Below are 17179 nucleotides of genomic sequence, written 5' to 3'. Positions count from 1 at the left end.
GATCGCGGATTGACCGCAAAATCGGCGCGAACGAGGGTTGATCGATGAAGATCGGTGTTCCCGTAGAGGTCAAGAACAGCGAGTACCGGGTGGCGCTGACGCCGGCGGGCGTGCACGAGTTCGTCCGCCACGGGCACCAGGTCCACGTCGAGCGCGGGGCGGGCGAGGGGTCGGCGATCCCGGACGCCGACTTCGCCGCGGCGGGCGCGGTCGTCGTCCCCCGCGCCGATGACGTGTGGGGCGAGGCCGACCTGGTGCTGAAGGTCAAGGAGCCGGTCGCCGAGGAGTACCACCGGCTGCGCAAGGGCCAGGTGCTGTTCACCTACCTCCACCTGGCGGCCTCCCGGCCGTGCACGCGGGCGCTCCTGGACTCGGGGTGCACGGCGGTCGCGTACGAGACCGTCCAGACGGCGAACGGCGCGCTGCCGCTGCTGGCCCCCATGTCGGAGGTCGCGGGCCGGCTGGCGCCGCAGGTCGGCGCCTACCACCTGATGCGCTCGGCGGGCGGCCGGGGCGTGCTGATGGGCGGCGTCTCCGGCGTGCACGCGGCGCACGTCGTCGTCATCGGGGCGGGCGTGTCCGGCATGAACGCCGCCGCCATCGCCCTCGGCATGCAGGCCGAGGTGCTGCTGCTGGACAGCAACATCGACAAGCTGCGCCAGGCCGACCTCATCTACCAGGGCCACTGCCAGACGGTCGCGTCGAACACGCTGGAGATCGAACGGGCGGTCACGGAGGCCGACCTGGTGATCGGCGCGGTGCTGGTGCCCGGCGCGAAGGCGCCCAAGCTGGTGACCGACGAGCTGGTCAGCAGGATGAAGCCGGGCTCGGTGCTGGTGGACATCTCGATCGACCAGGGCGGCTGCTTCGAGAACTCCCGGCCGACGACGCACGAGGAGCCGACCTACCAGGTGCACCGGTCGCTGTTCTACTGCGTGGCCAACATGCCGGGGGCGGTGCCGCACACCTCGACGTTCGCGCTGACCAACGTCACGCTGCCGTACGCGCTGGCCATCGCGGACCTCGGCTGGCGGCGGGCCATGCGCGAGGACCCGGCGCTGGCCCGCGGGCTCAGCGCGCACGAGGGGCAGCTCACCAGCGAGCCCGTGGCCGAGGCGCACGGGCTCACATGGACGCCGCCGTCGCACGTGCTCGGCTGAGCGGGTGCGGCGGCGGCGGCTGAGGATCTCCGGCTACTGCTGGGAGGGGCTGGCCGACGGCTGGAGCGACTCCATCGGGGTGTTCTGCTGGCCCGTGGGCTCGGGCGGCAGCGGGGCCTGGTCGGCCGTGGTGGTGATGGCGTCGGGGCCGCCGCAGGTCGCTCCCGGCTCCGGCGTGTCGGCGCCGTTCTGGTAGCGCTTGATGAAGGCGGGCAGCTTGGGGTCGGCCGGGTCGGTCAGCTTGAGCTGGTGGCCCCAGGAGGACACGACGATCGGCGCGGGCAGGTTGGGGAACGGGCTCATCAGCATGTAGTCCTGCTGGCCCGTGGAGGTGGCGATCTCCTTGAGCTTGTCGATCTGGGCCTTCGGCAGGTCGGGCCGGTAGGTGATCCAGGCCGCGCCGTGCTCCAGCGAGTGGACGGCGTGCTCGGGGTGGATCGGCTTGTCGTAGATCGCGCACTGCTGCCAGTAGTTGTTGTGCTGGCCGCCGACCGGCGGGGTCTCCTTGTAGGCGACCGCGTTCCAGACGTGCTCGCCGGCTTCGTACTTGGCGCTCGTGACCGCGTCCAGCGACGTCTCACGGGCCTGCTTCACCAGGTAGAAGCCCACCACGCCGACCAGGACGACGATGATCAGCCCGCCTGCGCCCCACATGAGCAGAGCGGCGCGGCGTTGTTTGCGCTTCTGGTCGGCCCGCATCTTCTGCAGATGCTCGCGCCGCGCCTGCGCCTTCTCCTTCGTCATCGTTCCTCCATCGGCGTACCAACAGGGGTCACCTTATGCCCTTCCGGCGTATGCGGAGAATAAGGCAGGAGTAAGGGAGAGATCTCGGGTTCGCCCGCAGGTGGGTACGCTGGACCCGTCATGGACAAGCCCCTCAGAAACCCTGTGCTCATCGTCTGCGGCGTGCTGGTGCTCGCCGCGGCGGCCTACCTGCTGTTCGGGAGGGCGGGCACGCCCGGCGACTCCTCACCGGAGGCCGGTTTCGCCCGCGACATGGCCGCGCACCACGCGCAGGCCGTCGACATGTCCTTCACCGTCCGCGACAAGCGGCCCGCGAAGGAGATCTCCAGCCTGGCCTTCGACATCATCAACACGCAGGCCAACCAGCGGGGCATGTTCCTCGGCTGGCTGCAGCAGTGGGGGCTCGACCAGGCGGGCCATGACCGGCCGATGGCGTGGATGAGCGGCCACGGGCACGGCGGCACGGCGTCCGCCGCGAGCGCCGCGAGCACGGGCCTGATGCCCGGCATGGCCTCCCCCGAGGAGCTGGCCCGTCTCAAGGCGGCCGACGGCACACAGGCCGAGGTGCTGTTCCTGCAGCTCATGATCCGCCATCATGAGGGCGGGGTGGAGATGGCCGAGGGCCTGCTCGACCTGTCGACCCGGCCCGAGGTGGTGAGCATGGCGAAAAAGATCGTCCAGGGGCAGAGCAGCGAGATCAAGCTGATGACCGACCTGCTCCGCCAGCGCGGCGCGCAGCCCCTCCCGTCGATCCTCCAGCCCCGGTAGGCGGGCGCGCCCCGGGTGGACGCTGACGCCGTGGTGGTCGGCTCCGGGCCCAACGGGCTCGTCGCCGCCGTCACGCTGGCCCGCGCCGGACGCCGGGTGCTGCTGCTGGAGGCGGCCGGCCGGTTCGGCGGCGCGCTCCGCTCCGGCGAGCTGACCCTGCCCGGCCGGGTGCACGACTTCGGCGCGACCGTCATGGCGATGGCCCTCGCCTCGCCCGCCTTCCGCGGGCTGGAGCTGAAGGGCGTGGAGTTCGTCCATCCGCCCCTGCCCGCCGCCCATCCGCTCGACGGCCGGCCGGCGGTGCTGGTGCACCGCGACCCCGTCCGGACCGCCGCCGGGCTCGGCCGCGACGCGCGGGCCTGGCTGGCGACGGCCGGCGCGACCGCGCGGGGCGGGCTGCCGCTGGTGGAGCTGCTGCTCAAGCCGCTCGGACCGTGGGGCGGCCTGCCGCTCTCCGCGTTCGCGGGGGCGGCCAGGTTCGGGGCGGCGGCGCTGCTGCCCGCCACCACGTTCGCGCGGCGGGCCTTCCGCACGACGGAGGCGCGGGCGCTGCTCGCCGGCATGGCCGCGCACTCCGTCCTCGACCTGCGCTCCCCTGTCAGCGCCGGCTACGGCCTGCTGCTGGCGTCGCTCGCCCACCTGGTGGGCTGGCCGCTGGTGCGGGGCGGGTCGCAGGTGCTGGCCGACGCGCTGGTGGCCGAGCTGCGCGCGCTGGGCGGCGAGGCCGTCACCGGGCACCGGGTGCGACGGCTGTCCGAGCTGCGCGCCCCCGTGGTGGTGCTCGACGTGACGCCCAGGCAACTGCTCGCCATGGCGGACCACCTGCCGGCCGCGTACCGGCGGCGGCTGGAGCGCTACCGCTACGGTCCCGGGGTGTTCAAGCTGGACTGGGCGCTGGACGGGCCGGTGCCGTGGCGGGATCCGGCGGTGGCCGGGGCGGGCACCGTCCATCTCGGCGGGACGCTGGAGGAGATCGCGCTCAGCGAGGCGGAGGCGGCGGCCGGGCGGGTGTCGCCGCGGCCGTACGTGCTGGTGGTGCAGCCGTACGCGGCCGACCCGGCGCGGGGCGGGCACACCCTGTGGGCCTACTGCCACGTCCCGAACGGCTCCCGCGCCGACCGGACCGCCGCCGTCGAGGCCCAGATCGAGCGGTACGCCCCCGGCTTCCGCGACCGGGTGCTGGCCCGGCACGCCATGGGCCCGGCCGAGCTGGAGGCGTTCGACGCCAACCTGGTGGGCGGTGACATCTCCGGCGGGCTGTCCAGCCTCACGCAGTTCCTGCGCCGCCCGGTGTGGTCGCCTGCGCCGTGGCGCACCCCGCTGCCGGGGGTGTTCCTGTGCTCGGCGGCCACGCCGCCGGGGGGCGGGGCGCACGGGATGGGCGGCTGGCAGGCCGCCCGCCTGGCCCTGCGCCCCTGACCGCGCGGGCGGTCAGGGGCGATGGCTCAGGTGGCCGAGGCCGCCATCTCCTCGGCGACCGCCGCGGCGAAGGCGTCCACGTCGGCCTCGGTGGTGTCGAAGGCGCACATCCAGCGGACCTCGCCGGTGGCCTCGTTCCAGGTGTAGAAGCGGAAGCGCTTCTGCAGACGCTCGGTGACGTCGGGCGGCAGGACGGCGAAGACCGCGTTGGCCTCGACCGGCCGGGGCAGGACGACGCCGGGGATGCCGCGGACGGCGTCGGCCAGCCGCCGCCCCATGGCGTTGGCCTGGCGGGCGTTGCGCAGCCACAGGTCGCCGGCGAGCAGCGCCTCGAACTGCGCGGAGACGAAGCGCATCTTCGACGAGAGCTGCATGAACGTCTTGCGGATGTAGTCGACGCCGCTCGCCGCCTCCGGGTTGAGCACGACGACCGCCTCGCCGTACAGCAGCCCGATCTTGGTGCCGCCGAAGGAGAGCACGTCCACGCCGGCGTCCGTGGTGAGCGCCCGCATGGGCACGTCGAGGGCGGCGGCGGCGTTGGTGAGGCGGGAGCCGTCGAGGTGGACGAGCAGGCCCCGCTCGTGGGCGTGCGCGCAGAGGGCGGCGATCTCCTCGGGCGTGTAGAGGGTGCCGAGCTCGGTGGTGTTGGAGAGCGACACCACGCGCGGCTGCGCCCGGTGGACGTCGCCGAAGCCCCACGCCTGCCGGTCGACCAGCTCGGGGGTGAGCTTGCCGTCCGGCGTGGGCACGGGCAGGAGCTTGATCCCGGCCGTGACCTCGGGGGCGCCGCCCTCGTCGGTGTTGATGTGGGCGCTCTCGGCGCAGATGACCGCCTCCCACGGGCGGGTCATGGCCCGCAGGGAGACGACGTTCGCGGCGGTGCCGTTGAAGACGGGCCACGCCTGCGCCTGCTCGCCGAAGTGGCGGCGGAAGACGTCCTGCAGCGCCTCGGTGTAGGCGTCCTCGCCGTAGGCGATCTGGTGGCCGCCGTTGGCCGTGGCGATGGCCTGCAGGATCTCCGGGTGGACGCCGGCGTAGTTGTCGCTGGCGAACGCCTTGAGATGGGGGTCGTGCCGGGGGATCAAGAGGTGAGGTCCAATCGGGTGCCGTTGAGCTCGGCGGCGGGGCGGTCGTAGAGTCCGCCGATCGCCGCGGCGAGGTCGTTGACGTCGGTGAAGCCGGCGAAGCGGGCCTGCGGCTTGGCGGCCCGCATGGCGTCGTTGACCAGCGCCTTGACGACGAGGACGACGGCCGCCGAGGAGGTGCCGGACAGCGCGTCGGCCAGGGAGAGCGTCCACGCCTCCGCCGCCGCCTTGGCCGCGGAGTAGGCCGCGCCCCCGGCGGACGGCTTCTCGGCCGCCTTGGCCGAGACGATCACGAAGCGGCCGTTGTCGCTGCGGCGCAGCAGCGGCTCGAAGGCCAGCGAGACGTGCTGGAGGGTGCGGATCAGCAGGTCGTGCAGCGCGTCCCAGTCGTCGAGCGAGGTCTCGGCGAAGGAGGCGGAGCCGCGCCAGCCGCCGACCAGGTGGACGACGCCGTCGACGCGGCCGTGCTCGCGCTCGACGCGCTCGGCGAGCCGCTGGACGGCGGCGCGGTCGAGCAGGTCGACGTCGTCCTTGTCGACGCCGATGACGGTGTGGCCGTCCTTGCGGAAGTGCGCCGTCACGGCCTCGCCGGTGGGGCCGCCGGCCCCCGTCACCAAGATGATCATGCGCGGAGCCCCTTAGTCGATTCGACCACGTCCGTCAGCTTACGACGCAGCGCCTCGTAGAACATGCTCAGGGGGAACTCGTCCGGCAGGACCGCGTCGACCTTGGCCTTCTGCTCCTCGGGCAGCGCCTCGACGCCCTTGGCCCAGACGGAGGCCGGGTGCGGGGCCACGTAGGCGCTGACCAGCTCGTGCGCGGCCAGCCAGTGGGCGAGCTTGGACCGGTCGATGCTGTCGCGGTAGAGCTTCTCCACCTCGCCGCGCAGGTCGGCCACGCCGTCGGCGACGCGCGCCCAGTCGATCGAGAGCCGGTTGTCGGTCCAGCGGATGACGTCGTTGCGGTGCAGGTAGGCGAACAGGAGCTGGCCGCCGAGCCCGTCGTAGTTGCGCACCCGGTCACCGCTGATGGGGAAGCGGAACAGCCGGTCGAACAGGACGGCGTGCTGGACGTAGCGGGCGTGCGGCACGCCCTCGCGCTCCAGCTTCACCGCCTCGCCGAACGCGGTCAGGTCGCAGCGCAGCTCCTCCAGCGAGTACAGCCAGTACGGCATCCGCTGCTTGATCATGAACGGGTCGAACGGCAGGTCGCCGTGGCTGTGCGTGCGGTCGTGCACGAGGTCCCACAGCACGAAGGTGTCCTCGGCGAGCTGCTGCGAGGCCAGCAGCCGGGCGGCGTCCGGCGGCAGGTCCAGCTTGAGCGTCTCGGCCGCGGCCGCCGAGACCCGGCGGAAGCGCGCGGCCTCGCGGTCGGCGAAGATGCCGCCCCAGGTGAAGCGGGCCGGCGTCTGACGCACCGCGACGGTCTCGGGGAAGAGCACGGCCGAGTGGGTGTCGTAGCCGGAGGTGAAGTCCTGGAAGGCGATCGGCACGAACATCGGGTTGTCGTAGCCGCCCGCCTCCAGGCGAGCCAGCCAGTCCGGCCAGATGGTCCGGATCCAGACGGCCTCCAGGTTGCGGCTGGGGTTGCCGTTCTGGGTGTACATGGGGAAGACGACCAGGTGCTCCAGGCCGTCCACGCGCTGGGTGTCGGGGTGGAACAGGTCGAGCGAGTCGAGGAAGTCGGGGACGCCGAGCCCGGCCGCGGCCCACTTGGCCAGGTCCGCGCGGACCGCCTCCAGGTACGCGGCGTCGTGCGGGAAGTGGGGCGCCAGCTCGCCGACGGCGGCGCCGATCCGCTCCACCAGGGCGACCGCCCGCTCCTTGGCCTCCTCCGGCACCGAGCCGTCCTTGACCTGCAGCGGCCGCAGCTCCTCGACGGTCTCCTTGAGCCGGGCGAACAGCTCCGCCTTCACCTCGTCGGGGGTCCCGGCTCCCGTGGCCGCGCGGTCCTCGGGGACGCGGGCGGCCCAGGTGACGACGTTGCCCCAGAGGGCGCGGTGGTCGTAGTCGTCGATCGAGTCGTCGCCGAACAGGTCGGAGTCGGCGAACGCGACGACCCGGCCCTTGCCGTGCCGCACCGCCACCGCGAGCGGCGCGCCCGCCGGGTCGGCCGTGGCGGAGGTGGTGAACAGCACCGTGGCGTCGCGGCCGGGCTCCACCGTCAGCACGCCGCTGCGGTAGAAGCAGGCGTCCCGCACGCCGGCGAGCAGGCCGCCGGCGGTGGCGCGCTCGGCGCGCACCCAGGTGGCGACGCCCTGGTGGGCGTGGCCGGGGTCGCGGACCGTGGTGTGGCCGACGCCGACGCCGAAGCGGGCGAGCAGGGCACGCAGGTTGTTGCCGTACTTGTCCTGCTCCTCCTCGGCCAGCACGACGAGCCCGCCGCCGGCGGCCACGTACGCCTCGACGGCGTCAAGCTCCTCGGCGGACAGGACGGGGCTGCCCTGGCCGATGGTGCGTTCCCAGCGCTCGCCCGACGGGTGCGCGATGACCAGCACGTCCTGCTCGGCGAGGGCGTCCGCCTGGAGCGTTCCCGTCGTGCGCGCGGTCACCGTGTGCCCGAGGTGGCGCAGCAGCTCCGCCGCCCGCGCGTAGCTGTTGTCGTCGGGGTGGGCGGGGTTGATGGCCTCGGCGACCTCGCGCCGCACGGTCCACGACTCGCTGTGGGCCTCGTCGAACATCACCCGGGGGAACGCACGCATGAAATATCTCCTGTATCGACCGCCTTATGCCGAAAAATATACACATAGGGCACGAAGGTTGGATACAACCTCACGCCGCTCCCGGCCGGACGACCCCCGACTCGTACGCGAACACCACCGCCTGCGCCCGGTCCCGCAGGGACAGCTTCATCAGCACCCGCGCCACGTGCGTCTTCACCGTCGCCTCCCCCACGAACAGCTCGCCGGCGATCTCGGCGTTGGTCAGGCCGCGCGCCAGCAGCCGCAGCACCTCCAGCTCGCGCGGCGTCAGCTCCGCCAGCATCGGCGACGGCTTCGGCTCGGCCCGCCCGGCGAACGTCGCGATCACCCGGCTGGTCACCGCCGGGTCGAGCAGCGCGTCGCCCGCGTGCACCACCCGGATGGCCTCCAGGAGCTGCTCCGGCGGCGACACCTTCAGCAGGAACCCGCTGGTGCCCGCGCGCAGCGCCGCGTAGAGGTTCTCGTCCGTGTCGAACGTCGTCAGCGTGATGACCTTCGGCGGCGACGGCGTGTCGAGCAGCTCCCTGGCCGCCGACAACCCGTCCAGCCGGGGCATCGAGATGTCCATGAGGACGATGTCCGGGCGCGTGCGCCGCGCCACGGAGATCGCCTCCCGCCCGTCGGCCGCCTCGCCGACGACTTCCATGCCGGGGTCGCTGTCGACGACCATGCGTAACCCGGCCCTCACCATCGCCTGATCGTCCGCGATGACTATGCGAATGCCCACAGCCGGAGGGTAGACTCCGGGCCTGTCCCTTGAACACCCAGGTCAAGCCGGGTGCAAGTCAGTTCCAAGTCATGACACCTGAATGCTCTGCCTGAAGCGGGCCTGGGTCGCGTCGTCGCAGTTCGACTTGGCGCAGAAGTACATCACGAGCATGTTCTTGGGCTGCCTGGCGATCACGTAGCTGACGAAGCCGAGCCGCGTGCCGGTCGACTGGTCGATCAGCGAGCCGTCGAAGCGGGTGGCCGGCTTGTTGCCCGCCTGGTCCTGCACCGGCTTGCCGACGTCGACCGTGCCGGGCAGCAGGGAGTCCATCTTGGCCTTCATCGAGTCGGAGTCGCCGGCCGGGTCGAGGGTGTCGGAGATCTGCACGTACACGCCGGAGGCGCCCTCCGGGTCGTCGGCGATCACCTGCGAGATCGCCGACCAGTCGGCGCCGGGGCCGGCCACGAACAGCGACTCGAACTCCGTCGCGTGCGGCGAGGCCACGGCGAACAGGTCGCGGTGGGTGCGCGCCGTCCAGTCGCCGGGGTAGTCGAAGGCGATCGGCGCGGCCGGGCTGGGCTGGTAGCGCGTCCAGGTGTCGCCGCGGTGGCTGAAGACGATGAACGCCACCAGCGCCAGCGCGGCGACGGCGGCGACCAGCGTGATCGCCACGATCGGCACCCGGCCCGGCCGCTTGCCGCGGCCGGCGGGCCGGGTGGCCGGCGCGGGGGCGTAGGTCCCGGGGAAGCCGGGGCTGGAGTGCGGGCCGGACGGCGGGCCCCCGTACGGATAGGAGTGCGGCCCCGAGGACCCCGGCACGGAGTGCGGCCCCGAGGAGCCGCCGGGCACGGAGTGCGGGCCTGAGCCCGGGCCGGAGCCCGGGATCGAGCCCGGGAACGAGCGGGGCCCCGAGGCGCCGGGCATGGAGTACGGGCCGGAGTGCGGGCTCGTGCCGGGGCGCGGCACCAGCCCGCCGCCCAGCAGCGCGTCGGGATCGGCCTGGGGACCGCTGATCGCGTCCCTGAGCGCCGTGACGAACTCGGTGCAGGTGGCGTAGCGCTGCTCGGGCGCCTTGGCCAGCCCGCGCGCCATCACGGCGTCCACCTGCGGCGGCAGTTCGGGCCTGAGGTGCGACAGCGGCACGGGCTGCTCGGCGAGGTGCGCCCAGAGCAGCGCGATGTCGTTCTCCCGCTGGAACGGCAGCCGCGCCGACAGCGCCTCGTAGACGACGCAGGCCAGCGCGTACTGGTCGCAGCGCCCGTCGATGTGCTCCTTGTTGATCTGCTCGGGCGACATGTAGCGGGGCGTGCCGATGAACTGGTCGGTCTGGGTCAGCCCGGAGATGGACGAGCGGTGCTTGGTGATGCCGAAGTCGGTGAGGTAGACGTGGTCGCCGGCGAGCAGGATGTTGGCCGGCTTGACGTCGCGGTGGATGAGGTCGTGGGCGTGGGCGGCGTCGAGCGCGGCGGCGACCTGGGCGAAGATGCGGTTGGCCGGGCCGAGCGGGAGCGGCCCCCGGTCGTGGATGAAGCGGCGCAGGTCGAGGCCGTCCACGTAGCGCATGGCGATGTAGAGCACGCCGTCGGCGTCGGCGTTGGCCTCGTAGATCGGGATGATGTTGGGGTGCTCGATGCTGGCGACGGTCCTGGACTCCAGGATGAACCGCTGCCTGAACCGGTCGTCGACGCTGAGCACCGGGTTGAGGATCTTCAGCGCGACGCGGCGGCTCAACCGGGGGTCGAGCGCGAGGTAGACGACGGCCATGCCGCCCTTGCCGACGATGTCCTCGATGTAGTACCCGGCCACCTCCTGGCCGATGAGCGATCTCTCGTTCACGTGCATCACGTCTCGATGGGGTGACCGCAGTAGCCGCAGAAGCGGTGTCCGGCGCCGAGCCTCATTCCGCAGGAAACGCAGTATTTCATCGGGCCCTCCTGCGCCGTCAGCACCTGCTGCTGCTGCGGGACCGCCTGGAACGGCTGGGAGCGCCGGACGACGACGGTCTGGCTGGCGCCTTCGTCGAACGCGGGGCCGGTCGCGAGCGGTGGCGGCAGTTCTTCTGTCCTTCTGTCAGGAGCGCGGCGGCGCCACAGCAGATACGCCCCGCCGCCGGCGGCGAGGAAGAGGACGCCCGCGGCCACCAGGAACGGCCACAGCGGCCGGGAGGAGGCGGCCGGGGGCGCGGCGAGCTGCTTGGTGCCCTGATCGTCGGGGCCGCCGCGCTTGGCCAGCGTGGTCTTGAGCAGGTTGGCGGCCACCACGTCGCCGGGGTAGAGCTCCAGCACGCGCTGGAAGCCGGGGGCGGCCTCGGTGAAGTAGTTGGTGTGGTAACGGGCCAGGGCCGCCTCGAACGCGGTGTCGATGGCTCCCCGGCGCGGCGTCACCTTGGCCTGGCCGAGGACGTTCAGGACCTCGCGGACCCCGAGCATCTTGCCTTCCTTGCCGCCGCCGATGAGCAGGCCGATGACGTGGCCGTCCTTGTCGCCGATGACCGGCGCGCCCACCATGCCCTTGTCGGCCATGGCGCCCAGCTCGACCGGCTCGTTCACCTTCTTCTCGGGGTCGGCGAACGGCCGGCCCGTCTGGCCCTTGCCGCCGCCCTGGCCGAGGTGGGCGATCGTGACGCTGTGCTGCACGTCCGGGCCGGGGCGGCCGAGGAAGCCCGCGATGTTGGTGGGCGAGCCCACCTGGTCGGGCACCTTGTCGGCCAGCGGCGCGGTCGGCATGCCGACGCCGGTCGCGGGGGTCAGCGGCACCAGCACCGCGGGGTCGTCGGGGTCGGGGCCGGCCTTGATGCACTTGACCTTGTAGCCAGTGCTGGCGGGGGTGACGTTGGGGTACGCGGTGATCTCGGTCGTGACCTCGACGATGCAGGTGGCGGTGTCGCTCTTGGGCGGGTAGCACTCCTGCAGGTGGTGGTTGAGCTGGTCGTCGGAGAGCTTGTGCTTCTTGTAGTCGGCCGGGATCTTCACCTTGTGGTGCTCGGCGAAGATCCTGTTGGCGGCGTAGACGGCGACGTCGTCGGGGTTGACCGCCAGGCGGCGGAGGCCGACGACGGTGCCGTCGGGGTTGACGACCGTGCCGGTGCCGACGGCGAAGGGGATGTCGTAGGACCGCTCCACGTGTTTCAGCTCGCCGATGTGGTCGAGCAGGGTGATCTCCACGTGGGAGACCGCTTCCAGGCGCACCACGGCGGGGGTGACCAGGTCCGTGATGCCGCTCGGGTGGTCGTGCGCCGCGGCCGGCGCGGCGCTCAGGAACACCACCCCCGACACCAACGCCGTCACGGCCGCCGACATCGCCGCGACGGCACCGAGAAGAGCTCTGAGGCGCGCCATCTCTCCGCTCCCAACACAAGGATTAGGACCAGGGTCCCAATTGCCCGGCGTAAGTCAATGGACCACTACATAGACAAGCGCTTGCTAGGGGGCGTAACGTACCCGGGTGGCCTACGCGATCGGCGTCGATGTCGGCGGCACCTTCACCGATGTGGTCCTTCGAGATACGTCCGGCGCGATTTCCGTGGCCAAGTGCTTGAGTACCCACTACGACCCCATCGCGGGAATCGTGGCGGGCGTTACGCGCGCGCTCGGCGGCCGGGATCCCGCGCAGGTCACGCGGGTGGTGCACGCCACGACGCTGGCCACCAACGCGATCCTGGAACGCACCGGCGTACGGGTGGCCTATGTCACGACTCAGGGCTTTCGTCACGTCGTGCCGCTCGGCCGCTACGCCCGCGTCGAGGAGGACCGCTACGACCTCCGCTTCACCCCTCCCCCGCCACCGGTCGCGCCCGAGGACTGCTTCGAGGTGACCGAGCGCGTCTCGGCGCGCGGCGAGGTCCTGACGCCCCTGGACGACGACTCCGTACGCCGGGTCGCCGCCGAGATCGCCCGGCGCGGCATCGGCTCGGCCGCCGTGTGCCTGCTGCACGCCTACGCGAACCCCGCCCACGAGCGGCGGGTCGCGGAGATCCTGCGCGCGTCGGTGCCGGCGGTGGTGACCAGCTCGGAGGTGTGGCCCGAGATCCGCGAGTACGAGCGCGCCACCACGACCATCATGTCCGCCTACGTCGGCCCGCTGATGGCCTCCTACCTGTCGCGGCTGCGCGAGCGGCTGGCCGCGCTCGGGATCCGCGCCCCTGTCCACGTCATGGAGTCCGGGGGCGGCGTCGTCTCCGCCGAGCTGGCCGCGCGGCGGGCGGTCGCCACGATCGAGTCGGGGCCGGCGGCCGGGGTGCTGGCGGCGGCCGGGGCCGGGTTCGCCGAGGCGATCTCGTTCGACATGGGCGGGACCACCGCCAAGGCGTGCGTGGTGCGCGGCGGGCGGCCGGAGATCACCCGCGAGTTCCACGTCGGCGGCAAGGGCAGCTTCGGCGGGCGGCGGGCGGGCACCGGCGTGCCGATCAGGACCCCGGCCATCGACCTGGCGGAGGTGGGCGCGGGCGGCGGCAGCGTGGCCTGGGTGGACGCGGCGGGCACGCTGCGCGTCGGGCCGCGCTCGGCCGGGTCGTCCCCCGGCCCCGCCTGCTACGGGCTGGGCGGCGCCGAGCCCACGGTCACGGACGCCAACCTGGTGCTCGGCTACCTCTCCTCCGCCTCGATCCCGCTGACGCCCGCCCTCGCGGAGGAGGCGCTCGACCGGCTCGCCGGGCCGCTGGGCGTGGCGCGGGAGGAGGCGGCGCGGGCGGTGCACGAGATCGTCAGCGCCGCGATGGCCTCGGCCGTGCACGTGGTGACGGTGCAGCGGGGCATCGACCCGCGCGGGTTCGCCCTGGTCGCCTTCGGCGGGGCGGGGCCCATGCACGCGGCGCGGGTGGCAGCGCGGTTCGGGATCGCGACGGTCGTGGCGCCCGCCCACTGCGGGGTGGCCTCGGCGGCGGGGCGGGGCCCATGCACGCGGCGCGGGTGGCAGCGCGGTTCGGGATCGCGACGGTCGTGGTGCCCGCCCACTGCGGGGTGGCCTCGGCGGCGGGGCTGCTGGCCGGCGACCTCGCCACCGAGCGGGTCCGCTCCCGGCTGGACGCGGGCGACCCCGAGCCGATCTTCGCCGGGCTCGTGGCGGGCCGGGTGACGGCGCGGGGCGCGGCCGAGGACTACGGCCTCGGGTCGTCCGGCGGGGCGGGGTGACGCCGCCGCCACGCCTCGTCCGGCGGCGTGAGGTGACGCAGCCGCCACGCCTCGGCGCCGCGCCGGACGGCGGTGTGGACGGCGCGGGCCGCCCGCGCCCCCCACTCCGAGCGCGGCCCGCCGAACAGCTCCGGGGGCCCGCCGGCGGGCACGGCCACGCAGACCGCGTCCGAAGCCGTGCCCGTACCCGGGTAGCCGGTCTCGACCAGCGCCTGCGTCTTGGCCTCCGTCACCGTCATCACCAGGTTGACCAGGGCGGCGTCGGTCATGGCGACCGGCAGCACCACCACGATGTTGACGGTGCCGACCCGGACCGGGGCCAGCTCGGGATCGGCGGCGCCCTCGGGCGCGGCGGCCCAGGTGGGGACGCGCAGCCCGACGGTCGCCCAGGCGTCCACGCCGCCGTCGGACGCCTGGACGTAGCGGTCCACGGAGGCGGCGGTCAGCATGCCGACGCCGGCGCCGCCCGGGCCTAACGACGTCAGGTGCTCGATCGGGTCCATGCGCGCGTACCCGGCGACGACCTGGGCGTTCAGCACCCACTCGCGTTCGCCGATGCCGCCGCCGAGCACGGCCGAGGAGATCATCCGCCAGCCGGGGCCGAACTCCCACAGCAGCGCCCCGAGCCGGGTGTCCTCCTCCGTGCGGTACGTCAGCCTCACGACCCACTCCTCACCAGGTGCACGACCGGCCGGCCGTCCGGCCCAGGCTCGATCTTCACATGCGCGCCGAAGTGCCGTCCCACGAGCTCCTCGGTCAGCACCTCGGCGGGCAGGCCGGAGGCGGCCGCCCGGCCGTCGGCGAGCAGGAGCAGCGCGTCGGCGTACAGGCCGGCCACGGTCAGGTCGTGCAGGGTGGTGACGACGGTGAGCCCGTCGGCCCTGCGCAGCCGGTCCACCAGCTCCAGCACCTGCTGCTGGTGGCCGAGGTCGAGCGCGGTGGTCGGCTCGTCGAGCAGCAGCACGGGGGCCTGCTGGGCGAGCGCCCTGGCCAGCACCACGCGCTGGCGCTCCCCGCCGGACAGCTCGCCGACCCGCCGCCCGGCCAGCTCCGACAGGTCGAGCCTGGCCAGCACGGACGCCGTCACCTCCCGGTCGTGACCGCTCTCGCGCCCCAGGTACGGGATGTACGGCGTCCGCCCCAGCAACGCATAGTCGAAGACCGACATGTCGGGCGGCAGCGACGGCGTCTGCGGCGCGTACGCGACCAGCCTGGCCCGCGCCCGCGGCTTCAGCCCGGCCGCAGGCCGCCCGTCCAGCAGCACCTCGCCCCCGTGCGCGACCAGCCCCATCACGGCCTTGAGCAGGGTGGACTTGCCCGCCCCGTTCGGCCCGATGACGGCCACCCACTCGCCCTGGCGCACCCGCATGCCCACGTCGCGGACCACGTCCCGCTCGCCGAGCCGGACGGTCACGCCTCTGGTCTCGATCACGTCTCCGCCCGCCGCGTCATCCTGAGCACGCCGACGAAGAACGGCGCCCCCACGAACATCGTCACCACGCCGATCGGCAGCTCCGCCGGCGCGAGCACGGTCCTCGCCACGAGGTCGGCGAGCACCAGGAAGGCGGCACCGCCGAGCAGCGACAGCGGCAGCACGATCCGGTACGAGCCGCCCGCGAGCCGCCGCACCACGTGCGGCACGACGATGCCCACGAACCCGATCAGCCCGCTCACCGCCACCGCCGCCGCCGTGGCCAGCGAGGCCGCCAGCAGCACGACCAGGCGTACCCGGGCGGCGGCCACGCCCAGGCTCACGGCCTCCTCGTCGCCGACGGACAGCACGTCCAGCATCCGCCCGTGCAGCAGGAGCAGCACGGCGGCGACCACCGCGTACGGCAGCACCAGCCAGAACTGGTCCCAGCCGCCGCCGACGTCGCCGAGGATCCACGAGTAGATCCGCTGCAGCTCCTCCACCTTGAACTGCTGCACGAACGTCTGGATCGCGGTCAGGAACGACGTCACCGCCACCCCGGCCAGCACCAGCGTGGCCGTGCCGCCGGAGCGCCCGGCCGTGTTGCCCAGCGTGTACGCCAGCAGCACCCCGCCCACGGCCCCGATGAAGGCCGCGACGGGGATGCCGCCCGCCACCGCCGGCAGCGCGACGATGGCGAACGTGGCCGCGAGCCCCGCCCCGGCCGCCGCGCCCAGCAGGTAGGGGTCGGCGAGCGGGTTGCGGAACACTCCCTGGTAGCCGGCCCCCGCGAGGGCGAGCAGCCCGCCCACCACGGCGGCGACCAGCACGCGGGGCAGCCGCAGCTCGTACAGCAGCCCTTGTTCGACGGGCGTGAGCCCCGAGTCGACGCGCACGAACGGGAGCCAGTCCACGGCCTGCAGCACCACCTGCCAGGGCGACATGTCCGCCGCCCCGCCGAGCAGCCCGGCGACCATGGAGACGGCCAGCACGCCGAGGGCGCCCGCCAGCCACAGCGGTCTGGCCCGCGACGGGCCGGCCTGTCCCGTCACGGTCAGCTCGCGCCGGCCTTGGCGACCGCGGCGCCGATGGTCTCGGCGAGGTCGACGATGCGCGGCCCCCACCGGGAGGCGATGTCGTCGTCGAGCTCGACGACCCGGTCGTTCTTCACCGCCGACAGCCCCGCCCAGCCGGGCCGCTTCGCCAGCGCCGCCTTGTCCTGCTTGCAGCACTTGACGTCGGCCAGGAAGATCAGGTCGGGGTCGGCCTGGGCGACGAACTCGGCCGACAGCTTCGGATAGCCGCCCGCCGCGTCGGGCGCCTGGTCGGCGATGTTGGTGAGACCGAAGATCGAGTACACCTGGCCGAGGAACGTCTGGGACGTGACCGCGTACGGCGTCTGGTCCAGCTCGTGGTAGTAGGTGAGCTTCTTGTCCTTGGGCGCCTCGGCGGCCAGCTTGTCCATGGCCGCCCGCATGCCGGTGACGACCTCGTCGGCCTTGGCCTTGTTGCCGGTGGCCGCGCCGATCTCGGCGATCTCCTCGTACGCCTCGTCGAGCGTCGTGGCGGCCGGCTCCAGGAGCACCGGCACGCCGACCTTGCCCAGCTCGGCCACGACGTTGTCGAGGTCGTCGGACAGGACGACGAGGTCGGGCTTCTTGGCGACGATGGCCTCGACGTTGGGCTTGAAGCCGGACAGGTCCGTCTTCGGGGCCTCGGGCGGGAAGTTCGATCGGTCGTCCACGGCGATGACCTGGGGGCCGGCGCCGACGGCGAACAGCGTCTCGGTGTGGCTGGCCGAGAGCGAGACGATGCGCTCGGGCTTCCTGTCGATGGTGACCTGGCCGTTGCCCGCCTCGATCGTGACGGGGAACCCCTCGGCGGCGGGGGCCGAAGGGGGGGTGGTGGGGGCGGGGGTGGCGGTGGTTCCGCTGCTCTGGCCGCATCCGGCCAGTACCAGCGTTCCCAGCAGCGCGCCCGCGAAGACCGTGCGTACGGGCCTCACGAGATGTCCTTTCACACTGTCGGAACCGAGAGACCCGCGATGAGCGAC

15 protein-coding genes and 1 pseudogene are annotated in these 17179 nt (G+C 73.2%); 5 read left to right on the top strand and 11 right to left on the bottom strand.

Going from position 1 to position 17179, the window contains the following annotated elements; translation table 11 throughout:
• Nucleotides 1-44: 44 nt before the first annotated feature.
• A complete protein-coding gene (ald, locus tag Nocox_RS14105; protein WP_020546268.1) occupies nucleotides 45-1160 on the top strand; it encodes an alanine dehydrogenase in 1116 nt (371 codons plus the stop codon).
• A gap of 33 nt (nucleotides 1161-1193) precedes the next feature.
• On the opposite strand, the gene Nocox_RS14100 is transcribed toward ald, so the two are convergent.
• Nucleotides 1194-1904, bottom strand: coding sequence for a thioredoxin-like domain-containing protein (locus tag Nocox_RS14100; RefSeq protein WP_020546267.1), 711 nt, complete (start codon nucleotides 1902-1904; stop codon nucleotides 1194-1196).
• Between the two features lie 120 nt (nucleotides 1905-2024).
• On the opposite strand from Nocox_RS14100, the gene Nocox_RS14095 reads away from it, so the two are divergent.
• Entirely contained in the window at nucleotides 2025-2672 is a 648-nt protein-coding gene (locus Nocox_RS14095; protein ID WP_033410745.1) for a DUF305 domain-containing protein, read from the top strand.
• Between the two features lie 15 nt (nucleotides 2673-2687).
• Entirely contained in the window at nucleotides 2688-4091 is a 1404-nt protein-coding gene (locus Nocox_RS14090; RefSeq protein ID WP_020546265.1) for a phytoene desaturase family protein, read from the top strand.
• 26 nt (nucleotides 4092-4117) lie between these two features.
• Here the strand turns inward: Nocox_RS14090 and Nocox_RS14085 are convergent, their stop codons facing one another.
• The 6 genes from Nocox_RS14085 to Nocox_RS14060 form a co-directional block, all read right to left on the bottom strand.
• The gene (locus Nocox_RS14085) at nucleotides 4118-5176 is read right to left on the bottom strand and encodes a threonine aldolase family protein (protein WP_020546264.1); all 1059 of its coding nucleotides are present in this window, start codon (nucleotides 5174-5176) and stop codon (nucleotides 4118-4120) included.
• Nucleotides 5173-5802, bottom strand: coding sequence for an SDR family NAD(P)-dependent oxidoreductase (locus tag Nocox_RS14080; RefSeq protein WP_020546263.1), 630 nt, complete (start codon nucleotides 5800-5802; stop codon nucleotides 5173-5175). Before Nocox_RS14080 ends, Nocox_RS14085 begins: the two co-directional genes overlap by 4 nt.
• Complete coding sequence (locus tag Nocox_RS14075) at nucleotides 5799-7877, bottom strand: DUF6421 family protein (RefSeq protein WP_026214966.1); 2079 nt, start codon at nucleotides 7875-7877, stop codon at nucleotides 5799-5801. Before Nocox_RS14075 ends, Nocox_RS14080 begins: the two co-directional genes overlap by 4 nt.
• 70 nt (nucleotides 7878-7947) lie before the next feature.
• Nucleotides 7948-8604: a response regulator gene (locus tag Nocox_RS14070; protein WP_026214965.1), complete on the bottom strand. Its 657-nt coding sequence runs from the start codon at nucleotides 8602-8604 to the stop codon at nucleotides 7948-7950.
• Nucleotides 8605-8673: 69 nt separating this feature from the next.
• Nucleotides 8674-10428, bottom strand: a complete 1755-nt coding sequence (locus Nocox_RS43020) for a serine/threonine protein kinase (protein WP_020546260.1) — start codon at nucleotides 10426-10428, stop codon at nucleotides 8674-8676.
• Entirely contained in the window at nucleotides 10428-11924 is a 1497-nt protein-coding gene (locus Nocox_RS14060; protein ID WP_020546259.1) for a zinc ribbon domain-containing protein, read from the bottom strand. The genes Nocox_RS43020 and Nocox_RS14060 overlap by 1 nt, the downstream gene beginning before the upstream one ends.
• A 106-nt stretch (nucleotides 11925-12030) precedes the next feature.
• Here Nocox_RS14060 and Nocox_RS14055 point away from each other — a divergent pair.
• Nucleotides 12031-13410 (top strand): annotated as a pseudogene (locus tag Nocox_RS14055) (hydantoinase/oxoprolinase family protein); the annotation flags it as partial.
• Between the two features lie 68 nt (nucleotides 13411-13478).
• Entirely contained in the window at nucleotides 13479-13715 is a 237-nt protein-coding gene (locus tag Nocox_RS43015; protein WP_246649789.1) for a hypothetical protein, read from the top strand.
• Here the strand turns inward: Nocox_RS43015 and Nocox_RS14050 are convergent.
• From Nocox_RS14050 to Nocox_RS14035, 4 genes are read right to left on the bottom strand one after another with little or no spacing between them, the layout of a single operon-like run.
• The gene (locus Nocox_RS14050) at nucleotides 13682-14377 is read right to left on the bottom strand and encodes an adenosylcobinamide amidohydrolase (protein WP_020546258.1); all 696 of its coding nucleotides are present in this window, start codon (nucleotides 14375-14377) and stop codon (nucleotides 13682-13684) included. The two genes, Nocox_RS43015 and Nocox_RS14050, sit on opposite strands and share 34 nt — an antisense overlap.
• Nucleotides 14374-15147: an ABC transporter ATP-binding protein gene (locus Nocox_RS14045; protein WP_020546257.1), complete on the bottom strand. Its 774-nt coding sequence runs from the start codon at nucleotides 15145-15147 to the stop codon at nucleotides 14374-14376. The genes Nocox_RS14050 and Nocox_RS14045 overlap by 4 nt, the downstream gene beginning before the upstream one ends.
• A complete protein-coding gene (locus Nocox_RS14040; protein WP_020546256.1) occupies nucleotides 15144-16178 on the bottom strand; it encodes a FecCD family ABC transporter permease in 1035 nt (344 codons plus the stop codon). The genes Nocox_RS14045 and Nocox_RS14040 overlap by 4 nt, the downstream gene beginning before the upstream one ends.
• A gap of 2 nt (nucleotides 16179-16180) precedes the next feature.
• Nucleotides 16181-17131, bottom strand: a complete 951-nt coding sequence (locus tag Nocox_RS14035) for an ABC transporter substrate-binding protein (protein WP_020546255.1) — start codon at nucleotides 17129-17131, stop codon at nucleotides 16181-16183.
• Nucleotides 17132-17179: the final 48 nt, after the last annotated feature.

It is taken from the genome of Nonomuraea coxensis DSM 45129 (genome assembly GCF_019397265.1).
GTDB classification, from domain to species: Bacteria; Actinomycetota; Actinomycetes; order Streptosporangiales; family Streptosporangiaceae; genus Nonomuraea; species Nonomuraea coxensis.
This window is presented reverse-complemented; position numbering and strand designations above follow the sequence as displayed.